Source organism: Rhodococcus sp. AH-ZY2 (assembly GCF_030916465.1).
Taxonomy (GTDB): Bacteria; Actinomycetota; Actinomycetes; order Mycobacteriales; family Mycobacteriaceae; genus Rhodococcus; species Rhodococcus ruber.
The window spans coordinates 3,074,047-3,086,996 of the sequence record NZ_CP126458.1; the positions used below are offsets into that span (position 1 = coordinate 3,074,047).

A 12,950-nucleotide genomic window follows, 5' to 3' on the forward strand; every position below is an offset into this window, starting at 1 on the left:
GACGGTAGTCGGCTAGGCGGTGATCCGCTCGACGACGAGCGGTCGTGTCGCCGGCGCGGAATCGGCGATGTGCACGCCCTCGCCGAGGGTCGCCATCGCGGCGGGGAACTTCACCGGGGTGTCGGTGTGCAGGGTGGCGATCGTGTCCCCGGCGCGGACCCGGTCCCCCGGCTTCGCGTGCAGCTCGATCCCCGCCGCAGCCTGCACGGGTTCGCCCTGCCGTTCCCGGCCGGCGCCGAGTCGCCATGCGGCCACGCCCACCGCCATCGCGTCGAGTTCGGCCAGCACGCCGTCGCCGGGTGCGCGCAGTTCCTCGGTGTACCGGGCCGCGGGCAGCGGCGCGTCGGGGTCACCGCCCTGCGCGGCGATCATCGCGCGCCACCGGTCCATGGCGGTGCCGTCGCGCAGCCGGTCTGCGGGGTCGACGTCGTCGCGACCGACGGCGGCGAGCATCTCGCGGGCGAGGGCGAGGGTCAGCTCGACCACGTCCGACGGGCCGCCGCCGGCGAGCACCTCGACGGCCTCGCGCACCTCGAGGGCATTGCCGGCGGTGCGCCCGAGCGGGACGTCCATCCGGGTGAGGAGCGCGGTGGTGTGCAGCCCCTCGTCCTCGCCCAGCTCGACCATGGTGCGGGCGAGCTCGCGGGCGTCGCCCAGGTTCTTCATGAACGCCCCGGAGCCGACCTTGACGTCGAGGACGAGGGCGCCGGTGCCTTCGGCGATCTTCTTGCTCATGATCGAGCTGGCGATCAGGGGGATGGACTCGACCGTGCCTGTGACGTCGCGCAGGGCGTAGAGGCGGCGGTCGGCCGGGGCGAGATCGGCGCCGGCCGCGCAGACGACTGCACCCACCGCCGGGTCGGCGAGGATTTCGGCGATCTCGGCGGTGCTCAGTTCCGCCCGCCAGCCGGGAATCGCCTCGAGCTTGTCGAGGGTGCCGCCGGTGTGGCCGAGTCCGCGGCCGGAGAGCTGGGGTACTGCGACGCCGCAGGCAGCGACGAGCGGAGCCAGCGGAAGGGTGATCTTGTCGCCTACGCCGCCGGTGGAGTGCTTGTCGACGGTGGGCAGGCCCAGTCCGGTGAAGTCGAGACGCCGGCCCGAGTCGATCATGGCGGTGGTCCAGCGGGCGGTCTCGGCGCGCGTCATGCCCCGGAAGTAGACCGCCATCGCGAGGGCCGCCATCTGCTCGTCGGCGACGACACCACGGGTGAACGCCTCGATGATCCAGTCGATCTCGGCGCCGCCGAGTTCCTTGCCGTCCCGTTTGCGGGTGATGATCGACAGGGCGTCAGGCACGATCGGTCCCTCCCGCCTCGCGCACCGCGTCCAGGTCACCGGGCCCGAACGCGTCCGGCAGCAGTTCGGAGAGGGGCCGCGGACCGCGACGCGTGTCGACCTCGAGTTCGGGACCGCCGTGTTCGGCGAGGATCTGCCGGCAGCGCCCGCACGGGCTCAGGACGGCCCCACGCGCGTCGCAGACGGCGACGGCGCGCAACCGCCCGCCACCACCGGAGATCAAGTTACCGACCAGTACACATTCGGCACACAGGCCCACTCCGTGTGAGACATTTTCCACATTGCATCCGACGACGATCCGTCCGTCGTCCACGAGCGCCGCAGCCCCCACCGGGAAACGGGAGTAGGGTGCGTACGCGCGGCCCATCACCTCATGTGCTTTGGCGCGCAAGGTTTTCCAGTCTACGTCCGGCATGGTTGCCCATCCTGTCACGGTGGCCGATTCCACGGTCCACCGCCCCGTCCGGGCCAGATCACAGTTGGAAAGGCATACCTAACTTGTTATTTGGCGGCCGTACGAACCGCCACGCGAATTAGTTCCCGACTTTCGGATAGGACTAAAGTCGGTCGAAGTCGGTTCAGGTTCACGTCGAGCCCGTGCTGCGGAATCCCCCAGAGGCTGGAGAGGCTCGACGCGTCCACCATTGACGTTGGAGGCACAGCACTCGATGAGCAGCACGACTGAAGCCGCTCCCGCACCGGGGCGCACACGGTCGCTTTACCGGGGAGACCCGGGCATGTGGTCCTGGGTTCTGCACCGGATCACAGGCGTGGCGACATTCTTCTTCCTTTTCGTCCACGTCCTGGACACGGCACTCGTCCGGGTGAATCCCGAGACCTACGACAGTGTCATCGAGACCTACAAGAATCCCGTCGTCGGTCTCATGGAGCTCGGGTTGGTGGCGATGGTGCTCTACCACGCCCTCAACGGCCTGCGCGTGATGCTCGTGGACTTCTGGTCCAAGGGCCCGCAGTACCAGCGGGTGATGCTCTGGACGGTCCTGGCGATCTGGTTCGTGGTGATGATCCCGGCCGCCGGTCGCATCTTCTACAACATGTTTGCGGGGCACTGAGATGACTGAAGCCAAGACTCTCGGCACGGCGTACGACCGCCCGGCCAGCCTCGACAATCCGCGCTCCCCGCGCCGCGCCGCAAAGAACAACTTCGAGCTCTACGCCTGGTTGTTCATGCGCCTGTCCGGTCTCGCCCTGATCATCCTGGTGCTCGGCCACCTGTTCATCATGCTGATGCTGGACGAGGGCGTGCACCGCATCAACTTCGCATTCGTCGCCGGACGCTGGTCCAGCCCGTTCTGGCAGTTCTGGGACCTGTCGATGCTCTGGCTCGCGCAGCTCCACGGCGGCAACGGCCTGCGCACCGTCATCGCGGACTACTCCCGCAAGGACTCGACCCGATTCTGGCTCAACACGATCCTGGTCGTGTCGATGATCCTGATCATGGGCCTGGGCACCTATGTGATCTTCACCTTCGACCCCAACATCGTTGCGAGCTAGGGGAGCTACCACTTCATGCAGGAACATCGTTATGACGTGGTCATCGTCGGTGCCGGCGGCGCCGGCATGCGTGCGGCCATCGAGGCCGGTCCCCGCGCCCGCACCGCAGTTCTGACCAAGCTCTACCCGACCCGCAGCCACACCGGCGCCGCGCAGGGCGGCATGTGCGCCGCCCTCGCGAACGTCGAGGAGGACAACTGGGAGTGGCACACCTTCGACACCGTCAAGGGTGGCGACTACCTCGTCGACCAGGACGCTGCGGAGATCATGGCCAAGGAGGCCATCGACGCGGTGCTCGACCTCGAGAAGATGGGTCTGCCGTTCAACCGCACCCCCGAGGGCAAGATCGACCAGCGCCGGTTCGGTGGCCACACCCGTGACCACGGCAAGGCCCCGGTACGGCGCGCCTGCTACGCGGCCGACCGCACCGGTCACATGATCCTGCAGACGCTCTACCAGAACTGCGTCAAGCACGACGTGGAGTTCTTCAACGAGTTCTACGCCCTCGACATCTCGCTGACGCAGACCCCCGAGGGTCCCGTCGCCACCGGCGTCATCGCCTACGAGCTCGCCACCGGCGAGATCCACATCTTCCACGCGAAGTCGATCGTGTTCGCCACCGGCGGCTCGGGCCGGATGTACAAGACGACGTCCAACGCGCACACCCTCACCGGTGACGGCATGGGCATCATCTTCCGCAAGGGCCTGCCGCTCGAGGACATGGAGTTCCACCAGTTCCACCCGACGGGACTCGCGGGCCTGGGCATCCTGATCTCCGAGGCCGTGCGCGGCGAGGGCGGCATCCTCCGCAACGCCGACGGCGAGCGCTTCATGGAGCGCTACGCCCCCACCATCAAGGACCTCGCGCCCCGCGACATCGTCGCCCGCTCGATGGTGCTCGAGGTGCTCGAGGGCCGCGGCGCCGGCCCGAACAAGGACTACGTCTACATCGACGTGACGCACCTCGGTGAGGACGTCCTCGAGGAGAAGCTCCCGGACATCACCGAGTTCGCCCGCACCTACCTCGGCGTCGACCCCGTCACCGAGCTCGTGCCGGTGTACCCGACCTGCCACTACGTGATGGGCGGCATCCCCACCAAGATCAACGGTGAGGTGCTGCGCAACAACGAGGACGAGGTCCCGGGCCTGTACGCCGCGGGCGAGTGCGCCTGCGTCTCCGTCCACGGCGCCAACCGTCTCGGCACCAACTCGCTGCTCGACATCAACGTGTTCGGCCGTCGCGCCGGCATCGCCGCGGCCGAGTACGCCAACACCCACGACCACGTGGACCTGCCGGAGGACCCGGCCCGCAACGTCGTGGAGTGGCTCGAGCGGATCCTGGGCGCGGGCGGCAAGGAGCGCGTGGCGGACATCCGCAGCGAGCTGCAGCAGTCCATGGACAACAACGCCTCGGTGTTCCGCACCGAGGAGACGCTCACCAAGGCGCTCGAGGACATCCACGCGCTGAAGGAGCGGTACAAGAACATCACCGTCCAGGACAAGGGCAAGCGCTACAACAGCGACCTGCTCGAGGCCGTCGAGCTGGGCTTCCTGCTCGAGATGGCCGAGGTCACCGTCGCCGGTGCGCTCAACCGGAAGGAATCGCGCGGCGGTCACGCCCGCGAGGACTTCCCGAAGCGCGACGACGAGAAGTTCCTCAAGCACACCATGGCCTACAAGGAGGGGACGGAGCTGATCTCCCCCATCCGCCTGGACTACAAGCCGGTGGTGCAGACCCGCTACGAGCCGATGGAGCGGAAGTACTGATGACAACCCTCGAGAAGAACGAAGCCGACGTCTCGAACCTGCCACCCGTGCCCGAGGGCGCCACGATGGTCACCCTCAAGATCGCGCGGTTCAACCCCGAGGACGGCAAGGGTCAGCACTGGGACAGCTTCCAGGTTCCGGCGCTGCCGTCGGACCGCATGCTCAACCTGCTGCTCTACGTGAAGGGCTACCTCGACGGCACCCTCACGTTCCGCCGCAGCTGCGCGCACGGGGTGTGCGGCTCGGACGCCATGCGGATCAACGGCGTCAACCGCCTGGCCTGCAAGATCCTGATGAAGGACATGCTGCCCAAGGACGGCAAGCCGGTGACCATCACCGTCGAGCCGATCCGCGGCCTGCCGGTCGAGAAGGACCTCGTCGTCGACATGGAGCCCTTCTTCGACGCGTTCCGCGCCGTGAAGCCGTTCCTCATCGCCACGGGCAACGAGCCCACCCGCGAGCGGATCCAGTCGCAGGCCGACCGTGCCCGGTTCGACGACACCACCAAGTGCATCCTGTGCGCGTGCTGCACCACCTCGTGCCCGGTGTACTGGAACGACGGCAGCTACTTCGGTCCCGCCGCCATCGTCAACGCGCACCGGTTCATCTTCGACAGCCGTGACGAGGGCGCCGCCGAGCGTCTCGACATCCTCAACGACGTCGAGGGCGTGTGGCGCTGCCGCACCACCTTCAACTGCACCGACGCGTGCCCGCGCGGCATCCAGGTGACGAAGGCGATCCAGGAGGTCAAGCGCGCGCTGCTGTTCGCTCGCTGATCCCCGTACCCGACGAAGGCTCCGCACTCGATCCGAGTGCGGAGCCTTCGTCGTCGTGTCAGCCCGGGACGACCACCCCGCGGCCGCGGATGCTGCCCTCGCGTAGCCGCCGGTAGGCCGTGGGTCCCTCGTCGAGGGTGAACGTCTCGGTGTGGATGTCGAGCCGGCCGGCACGGGCCAGGTCCACGACGTCCATCAGCTCGGACCGCGTGCCCCAGTACGGCGTCACGACGGACGCGCCGAACGGGATCATGAAGAAGCCGACCTTGGCGTGGGCGCCGGCATGGATGCCGACCACCGAGATGTGCCCGTCGATCGCGACCACCTGCTGCGCCGTGTCGATCGTCGACTGGGCGCCGACGAAGTCGAACACCGCCGTCGCGCCCTCACCGCCGGTCAGCTCCCGGATCGCGTCCGCCGCCCCGGCGCCCGACTTCACCGCCGCGTCGGCGCCGACCTCGCGGGCGAGCGCGAGTCGGTCGTCGTCGAGATCGACGGCGATCACGCGGGCCGCGCTGACGGCGCGCAGGATCTGGATGCCGACGTGCCCGAGTCCGCCGACCCCGATGACGACCGCGGTCGAGCCGGGTCCCAGCAGGGGCAGGACCCGCGAGATCGCGTGGTACGGCGTCAGGCCCGCGTCGGTGAGCGGAACCGCCGCGACGGGGTCGAGGTCCCCGATCGGGACGAGGTGGCGCGCCGAGTCGACGATCATGTACTCGGCCATCGACCCGGGCGAGCCGAGACCGGGCGGGGTGATGCCCAGCTCGGCGGCGCGGGTGCAGTAGTTCTCCCGGCCGCGCGCGCACGCGTGGCACGCACCGCACCCCCACGGCCCGTACACGGCGACGGCGTCCCCCGTCTCGAATCCGGTGACGCCGGCGCCGAGTTCGGCGACGGTGCCGACGCCCTCGTGGCCGAGGGTGAGGGGAAGACCGTAGATGTACTGCTCTGCCGGCATGTCCATCACGAAGATGTCCGAGTGGCACAAGCCGGCCGCGGTGACCTTCAGCAGGATCTCACCCGGCCCGGGCGCCGGGGTGGGGACGTCGACGACGACCGGCTCGGAGCCGATCTCGGTGTACTGGAGGGCTTTCATGCGCCCGACTCTACGGCCGGGAAGGTGCGCCCGCCCGGCACTGGAGCGAATCTTCCGCTGCACGACGCCGGCCGTTCCGGCTCCGGACGTCAGGCGGTTCGGACGAGCATCTTGCCGACGTTGCGCCCGCGCATGAGGTCGAGGAAGGCATCGACCGAGTTGCCGATGCCGTCGACGATCGTCTCGTCGAACACCACGTCGCCGGCCGCGAGCCACGGCCCCATCTTCGCCGCGAACTCGGGGAAGACGTGGGTGTAGTGGCCGAGGGTGAAGCCCTGCAGGGTCAGGCCGCGGGTGATGATGTTGGCCATGTTGTCCGGGCCCGCCGTGCGTTCGGTGTTGTTGTACAAGGCGATCGCGCCGCACAGGGCGGCCCGGCCGCCGTCGCGCAGGACGTCGAGGGCCGCCTCGAGATGGTCGCCCCCGACATTGTCGAAGTACACGTCGATCCCGTCGGGCGCGGCCCGGCGCAGCTGACGCCGCACGGGCGCCGACTTGTAGTCGAACGCGTCGTCGTAGCCGTAGCGCTCGGTGAGCATCGCGACCTTGCTCTCGGAGCCGGCGGAGCCGAGCACCCGGCTCGCTCCCTCGAGCCGGGCGATCTGTCCGGCGGCGGTGCCCACCGCCCCGGCGGCCCCGGAGACGAAGACGGTGTCCCCCGGCTGCATGCGGGCGATGTGCATCAGACCGACGTAGGCGGTCAGTCCCGTCAGCCCGAGGATGCCGAGGTAGGCGGAGTTCGGGACCCCCGGCAGCTCGTCGACCACGCGGAAGGCGGCGGCGTCGCCCTGCGCGACGTCGCGCCAGCCCAGATCGTGCAGTACGACCGAGTCGACGGGGTGGGCCGGCGACGTCGACTCCACGACGCGGCCGACGGCGCCGCCGGTCATGGTCTCCCCCAGGGCGAACGGCGGGATGTAGGACTTCACGTCGTTCATCCGTCCCCGCATGTAGGGGTCCACCGAGACGAACTCGTTGACGACGCGGACCTGGTTCGGGCCGAGGTCGGGCAGGTCGGCCGTCACGGTGCGGAAGTCGTCGTGCGACGGCCAGCCGACGGGGCGCCGGACCAGCTGGATCTGGGTGCTAGAGGTCACCGGGTGTGAACCTTCCTCACGTATCGAGCCGCCGGGACAGTCCCGGCGGCTCCGGAGTATTGAACTGACCTTTCCAATATATACTGGACCGGTCATTGCACAACGGGGGATCGGAAGGACGCATGGGACGGCCACCGGGGTTCGACGCCACCGATGTCGTGGAAAGAGCGCGGGATTTGTTCTGGGACAAGGGTTTCGAAGCCACGTCCGTCCCCGAGCTCGAGCGGGCGACCGGCCTGAACAGGTCGAGTCTCTACAACGCCTTCAGCAGCAAGCGCGGGTTGTTCGACGCCGCCGTGCGGGACTACCTCGACCGTGTCGTGCGTCCCCGGCTGCGCGTCCTCACCGACGAACCCGTCGCCGCCGATGCGGCGGCACGCTACTTCCGGGCGCTGGCCCGCACCGTCGCGGCCCTGCCGGACGACTCGCCGCGCCGCGGCTGCCTGCTGCTCAACAGCGCCGCGGGCCTCGCCGCGCACGACGAGGCGCAACGCGCGGTCGTCGCCGCCTACCGCACCGAGCTGGCGACCGCGTTCGCCCACGCGCTGCGCGCCCTCGATCCCGCCGCCGACGGCGAGACGCTGGCCCACCGGGTGCGGGTGCTGGCGTCGCTGTCGCTGAGCACGCTGCTGCTCGCCCGCGTCGACCGGGACGAGGCGGTCGCTACCGCCGAAACCGCGCTCGCACAGCTCGACGAATGGCGCGCGAGCGCTCGCTGAGCAGGACCCCGCCGACCGCACCGGCACCGACGAGCGCCAGACCGCCGCGCAGGCCGGGACCCTCGTGCACCTCCACCCGCGGCGTGATCCGAGCCAGCTCCGGGGGCGGCACGTGGGCCAGGACCAGATTCTCCTTGGACGACGCCGCCCACGCCGTGGCGAACAGCAGCATCCGGGCGGTCAGGTTCGCGAACACCAGCACGCCGAGGATCGGGCCGAACGCCACCCCGGCGGGACCGCTGGTGACCCGGGAGAGGTAGATCGAGCCGACCTGCTTGAACACCTCGAACGCCACGGCGGCGAGCAGGCCGGCCCGCATCGCGCTGCGGAAGGTGACGGGTTCCCGGGGCAGCCGGGCGATCACCCAGGTGAACAGCAACCACGTCGCGCACACGGCGAGGGCGATCGTCGCCACCGTCAGCGCCACCCCGATGCCGGGCACGTTCTCGAGCCGCAGCACCCCGACGAAGAGGTCCATGACGGGTCCGCTGCTCGCGGCCGACAGGGCCAGCGACGCCACGATGGCGAGTCCCAGGCCGAGGAGGGTCAGTGCGTCGTTGACCTTGGTGCGCACGAACCCGTCCTTGACATGCGGATGGTCCCACATCGCCGTGAGCGCGTCCCGCAGGTTGGTGATCCAGCCGATCCCCGCGTACGCGGCGGTGAGCAAGCCCACGGTTCCCACCGCGCTGCGGGATGCGATCGCGGAGTCCACCAGGCCCTGCACCGTCGCGCCGAGCTCGCCGGGGATGTTCTGGGCGATCGCGGTCTGCAGCTGCTCGAGGGTCTCGGGCCGGCCCGCGAGCACGAAACCGGCCACCGAGAACGACAGCATCAGGATGGGAATCAGGGACAGCACACTGAAGTACGTGATTCCCGCGGCGTAGTAGTCGCCCTTCTGCTCCTGGTACCGCAGGCCGGCCCGTACCAGGTGGTCGAGCGACGGATGCGCCGCTCGTTGCCGCTCGAGAAACCCCGGTTTCGACGGTTCGGTGGAATCGTCGGCCATCGGTGGGCAGCTCCTTCCGCGTTCCGCCGCCCCGGGCTGTGCGCGGGGCACGCCCCGGCTACTTGCGGGGCAGGAATCCCACCCTGTCATAGACCTGCCCGAGTGTCCGGGAAGCCACCTCGCGGGCCTGATCGGCACCGGTCGACAGGATGCGCAGCAGCTCCGCCTCGTCGGCGAGGTACTCGTCGACCTTCGCCTGCAGCGGCACGACGAACTCGGTGAGCACCTCCGCGGTGTCGGCCTTGAGATCGCCGTACCCCCTGCCCGCGTAGCCGGCGACGAGTTCGTCGACCGGCCGGCCGGACAGCGCGGCCTGGATGGTGAGCAGGTTGCTCACGCCGGGCTTGTTCTCGGGGTCGAAGCGGATCTCGCGCTCGTTGTCCGTCACCGCCGACTTGATCTTCTTGGCCGACACCTTCGGATCGTCGAGCAGGTTGATCAGGCCGGCCGGGGTGGCCGCGGACTTGCTCATCTTCGCCGTGGGGTTCTGCAGGTCGTAGATCTTGGCGGTGCCCTTGATGATCTGCGGCTCGGGAACGACGAACGTCTTGCCGAACCGGGTGTTGAACCGCTGCGCGAGGTCACGGGTCAGCTCGAGGTGCTGACGCTGATCCTCCCCCACCGGCACGCGCTGCGGCCGGTACAGCAGGATGTCGGACGCCATCAGCACGGGGTAGGTGAACAGACCGACGCTGGCGTGCTCGGTGCCCTCCTTGGCGGACTTGTCCTTGAACTGCGTCATCCGGCTCGCCTCACCGAAGCCGGTGATGCAGCTCAGCACCCACGCCAGCTCGGCGTGCTCGGGTACCTGGCTCTGGACGAACAGCACCGACCGGTCCGGATCGATGCCGACGGCGAGCAGCTGAGCGGCCGCGCGCAGAGTGCGCCGTCGCAGCCCCTTCGGATCCTGCGGCACGGTGATCGCGTGCAGATCGGGGATGAAGTAGTAGGCGTCGAATTCGTCCTGCAACGGAACCCACTGCTGCAGCGCGCCGAGGAAGTTCCCGAGATGGAACGAATCGGAGGTCGGCTGGATACCCGACAGCACCCGCGGCCGGGCGGTCGGCGTGGTGGTGTTCTGTTCTGCAGTGCTCGCCATGGTTGTCGATACTTTCACGTGCGTGGAGGGACACTCCCGGGAGGTCGGCTCCGATCGCGGGGTCCGCCCGGGTCAACGGAACTGCACGGTGACCGGGGCGTGGTCCGACCAGCGCTCGGCATAGGTGGCGGCCCGCTCGACGCGGGCCTCCTTCGCCCGGGCGGCCAGCCCGGCCGTTGCGAGGTGGTAGTCGATCCGCCAGCCGGCGTCGGTGTCGAACGCCTTGCCGCGGTAGGACCACCACGAATACGGGCCGTCGACGTCCGGGTGCAGGGCGCGCACCACGTCGACCCAGCGGCCTTCGGCGAGGAGGGCATCGAGCCAGGCGCGCTCGCCGGGCAGGAACCCGGACTTCTTCACGTTGCCCTTCCAGTTCTTGATGTCACGCTCGGTGTGGGCGATGTTCCAGTCCCCGCACACCACCATGTGCCGGGCCGCGGCCTCGGCCTCGGCGGCGCGGTGGTTCAGGTGCGCCGCGAACGACGCCATGAACCGCTCCTTCTCCTCCTGCTTCGGGGTGCCGGCCTCCCCGGTGGGCAGGTACAGACTGCCGACGGTCAGATCGCCGAAGTCCGCCTCGACGTACCGTCCGGAGGCGGCGAACTCGTCCTCGTCGAACCCGACGCGCGAGGAGTCGGCGGGGCGCCGGGACAGGATCGCCACCCCGGCACGGCCCTTGACCTCCGATTCGGCCGACACGACGTACCACCCGGCATCGAGGGCCGGCGCGATCGCCGCGTGGAACTGCTGCTCGGTGGCGCGCACCTCCTGCAGGCACACGATGTCGGCGGGCTCGGTGGCCAGCCAGGCGAGCAGACCCTTGCCGGCGGCGGCACGGACACCGTTGACGTTGACGGTGGAGACGACATGAGGCACGCCGGTCACCGTAGCGGACGGTCCCGACCCGGAACGACGACGGGACGCCCCCGGCAGGGGCGTCCCGTCGTGTGCGGTCCGTGCGTCAGGCGCGGGCCTTCTGGAGGTTCTCGTCGAGCGCGGCGAGGAACTCCTCGGTGGTCAGCCATGCCTGCTCGGGCCCGATGAGCAGGGCGAGGTCCTTGGTCATCTGGCCGGCCTCGACGGTCTTGATGACGACGTCCTCGAGCTGCTGGGCGAACTCGATCACCTCGGGGGTGTTGTCGAGCTTGCCGCGGTGCTCGAGACCACGGGTCCAGGCGAAGATCGACGCGATCGGGTTCGTCGACGTCGGCTTGCCGGCCTGGTGCTGCCGGAAGTGCCGGGTGACGGTTCCGTGCGCGGCCTCGGCCTCGACGGTCCTGCCGTCCGGGGTCATGAGCACGGAGGTCATCAGGCCCAGCGAACCGTAGCCCTGCGCGACGGTGTCCGACTGGACGTCACCGTCGTAGTTCTTGCAGGCCCAGACGTAGCCGCCCTCCCACTTGAGCGAGGAAGCGACCATGTCGTCGATGAGACGGTGCTCGTAGGTGAGTCCGGCGGCGTCGAACTCCGCCTTGAACTCCTCCTCGTAGATCCGCTGGAACTCGTCCTTGAACATGCCGTCGTAGGCCTTGAGGATCGTGTTCTTGGTCGAGAGGTAGACCGGGTAGTTCTGCTGCAGGCCGTAGGACAGCGAGGCCCGCGCAAAGTCCTGGATGGACTTCTTGTAGTTGTACATCCCCATGACGACGCCGCCGTCCTCGGGAATCCGGCACACCTCGTGCTGGATCGGCTCGGAGCCGTCCTCCGGCGTGAAGGTGATGGTGACGGTGCCCGGGCGGTCGACCTTGAAGTCGGTGGCGCGGTACTGGTCGCCGAAGGCGTGACGGCCGACGATGACCGGCTTGGTCCAGCCCGGCACCAGGCGCGGCACGTTCGAGATGATGATCGGGGCACGGAAGATGGTGCCGCCCAGGATGTTACGGATCGTGCCGTTGGGCGAGCGCCACATCTTCTTCAGGCCGAACTCCTCGACCCGGGCCTCGTCGGGAGTGATGGTCGCGCACTTGACGCCGACGCCGTGCTTCTTGATGGCGTTGGCCGCATCGACGGTGACCTGGTCGTCGGTCGCATCGCGGTGCTCGATGCCGAGGTCGTAGTACTCGAGATTCACATCCAGGTAGGGATGGATCAGCTTGTCTTTGATGAACTGCCAGATGATGCGGGTCATCTCGTCGCCGTCGAGTTCGACGACCGTTCCTTCAACCTTGATCTTGGACATGTGCGCTTCGCGTCCTCCTAGGAAGTGTCCCTGGTCCCAAGTCGATCCCACTTTGTGGGTGCGATCGTGGTCGGCTCAATGAACCATTTATGGCGTGCTCACACGTGCGGAACACGGTCCAAACAAGACGAGCGTACTGCTATCGCCCCGGTCCGCCAAGCGCACCCCCGGCTACCCGCGGGTAACTTTCACCTGCTCAGGCGCCCTCTCCCGGCAGGCACGGGTCGCCTACCGAAGCGTCCGTCCGAGCCGCTAGACTCGCGCCAGGTCATGAGTACCAGCGTGAAGCCCCGGCTTGCTGGTCGGCAACCCTCCGGCCAGGGTGGGGTGCTCCGGGTGATGACCCGGTCGTCCGGCGACACGCCGCACGACAAGCCGGTCCGATGGAGGTATT

The 12,950-nt window shown here is 68.8% G+C and carries 13 protein-coding genes and 1 riboswitch; of the genes, 5 read left to right on the plus strand and 8 right to left on the minus strand.

Annotation, left to right across the window (positions count from 1 at the left end):
• Positions 1-12: 12 nt before the first annotated feature.
• Both QNA09_RS15230 and QNA09_RS15235 read right to left on the minus strand, forming a co-directional pair.
• The gene (locus QNA09_RS15230; RefSeq protein WP_017679621.1) at positions 13-1,296 is read right to left on the minus strand and encodes a thymidine phosphorylase; all 1,284 of its coding nucleotides are present in this window, start codon (positions 1,294-1,296) and stop codon (positions 13-15) included.
• Positions 1,289-1,711, minus strand: a complete 423-nt coding sequence (locus tag QNA09_RS15235; RefSeq protein ID WP_026137505.1) for a cytidine deaminase — start codon at positions 1,709-1,711, stop codon at positions 1,289-1,291. Before QNA09_RS15235 ends, QNA09_RS15230 begins: the two co-directional genes overlap by 8 nt.
• A 253-nt stretch (positions 1,712-1,964) precedes the next feature.
• Here QNA09_RS15235 and sdhC point away from each other — a divergent pair, with 253 nt between their 5' ends.
• From sdhC to QNA09_RS15255, 4 genes are read left to right on the plus strand one after another with little or no spacing between them, the layout of a single operon-like run.
• Complete coding sequence (gene sdhC, locus QNA09_RS15240) at positions 1,965-2,369, plus strand: succinate dehydrogenase, cytochrome b556 subunit (RefSeq protein ID WP_072786530.1); 405 nt, start codon at positions 1,965-1,967, stop codon at positions 2,367-2,369.
• Between the two features lies 1 nt (position 2,370).
• Positions 2,371-2,811 carry a succinate dehydrogenase hydrophobic membrane anchor subunit gene (locus QNA09_RS15245; protein ID WP_010594838.1) on the plus strand — a complete coding sequence of 147 codons (441 nt, stop codon included), beginning with the start codon at positions 2,371-2,373 and terminating at the stop codon, positions 2,809-2,811.
• A gap of 15 nt (positions 2,812-2,826) precedes the next feature.
• On the plus strand, positions 2,827-4,578 hold the full coding sequence (sdhA, locus tag QNA09_RS15250; RefSeq protein ID WP_003935735.1) for a succinate dehydrogenase flavoprotein subunit: 1,752 nt from the start codon (positions 2,827-2,829) through the stop codon (positions 4,576-4,578).
• On the plus strand, positions 4,578-5,354 hold the full coding sequence (locus tag QNA09_RS15255; protein ID WP_003935736.1) for a succinate dehydrogenase iron-sulfur subunit: 777 nt from the start codon (positions 4,578-4,580) through the stop codon (positions 5,352-5,354). Before sdhA ends, QNA09_RS15255 begins: the two co-directional genes overlap by 1 nt.
• Positions 5,355-5,412: 58 nt before the next feature.
• Here QNA09_RS15255 and QNA09_RS15260 read toward each other — a convergent pair whose 3' ends face one another.
• On the minus strand, positions 5,413-6,453 hold the full coding sequence (locus tag QNA09_RS15260) for an NAD(P)-dependent alcohol dehydrogenase (RefSeq protein ID WP_010594839.1): 1,041 nt from the start codon (positions 6,451-6,453) through the stop codon (positions 5,413-5,415).
• An 89-nt stretch (positions 6,454-6,542) separates the two neighbouring features.
• On the minus strand, positions 6,543-7,550 hold the full coding sequence (locus QNA09_RS15265; protein ID WP_010594840.1) for an NADP-dependent oxidoreductase: 1,008 nt from the start codon (positions 7,548-7,550) through the stop codon (positions 6,543-6,545).
• A gap of 122 nt (positions 7,551-7,672) precedes the next feature.
• On the opposite strand from QNA09_RS15265, the gene QNA09_RS15270 reads away from it, so the two are divergent.
• Positions 7,673-8,269 carry a TetR/AcrR family transcriptional regulator gene (locus QNA09_RS15270; protein WP_026137506.1) on the plus strand — a complete coding sequence of 199 codons (597 nt, stop codon included), beginning with the start codon at positions 7,673-7,675 and terminating at the stop codon, positions 8,267-8,269.
• On the opposite strand, the gene yhjD is transcribed toward QNA09_RS15270, so the two are convergent.
• The 4 genes from yhjD to QNA09_RS15290 form a co-directional block, all read right to left on the minus strand.
• Positions 8,214-9,278, minus strand: a complete 1,065-nt coding sequence (yhjD, locus tag QNA09_RS15275; protein ID WP_040272420.1) for an inner membrane protein YhjD — start codon at positions 9,276-9,278, stop codon at positions 8,214-8,216. The two genes, QNA09_RS15270 and yhjD, sit on opposite strands and share 56 nt — an antisense overlap.
• Before the next feature lie 58 nt (positions 9,279-9,336).
• Positions 9,337-10,377 (minus strand): tryptophan--tRNA ligase, encoded by a 1,041-nt coding sequence (gene trpS, locus QNA09_RS15280; protein ID WP_040272418.1) that lies wholly within the window; start codon positions 10,375-10,377, stop codon positions 9,337-9,339.
• A gap of 72 nt (positions 10,378-10,449) precedes the next feature.
• Entirely contained in the window at positions 10,450-11,253 is an 804-nt protein-coding gene (locus QNA09_RS15285) for an exodeoxyribonuclease III (RefSeq protein WP_208643849.1), read from the minus strand.
• A gap of 85 nt (positions 11,254-11,338) precedes the next feature.
• On the minus strand, positions 11,339-12,556 hold the full coding sequence (locus QNA09_RS15290) for an NADP-dependent isocitrate dehydrogenase (RefSeq protein ID WP_010594845.1): 1,218 nt from the start codon (positions 12,554-12,556) through the stop codon (positions 11,339-11,341).
• A 266-nt stretch (positions 12,557-12,822) separates the two neighbouring features.
• A riboswitch (SAM riboswitch) is annotated at positions 12,823-12,938 on the plus strand.
• Positions 12,939-12,950 lie beyond the last annotated feature (12 nt).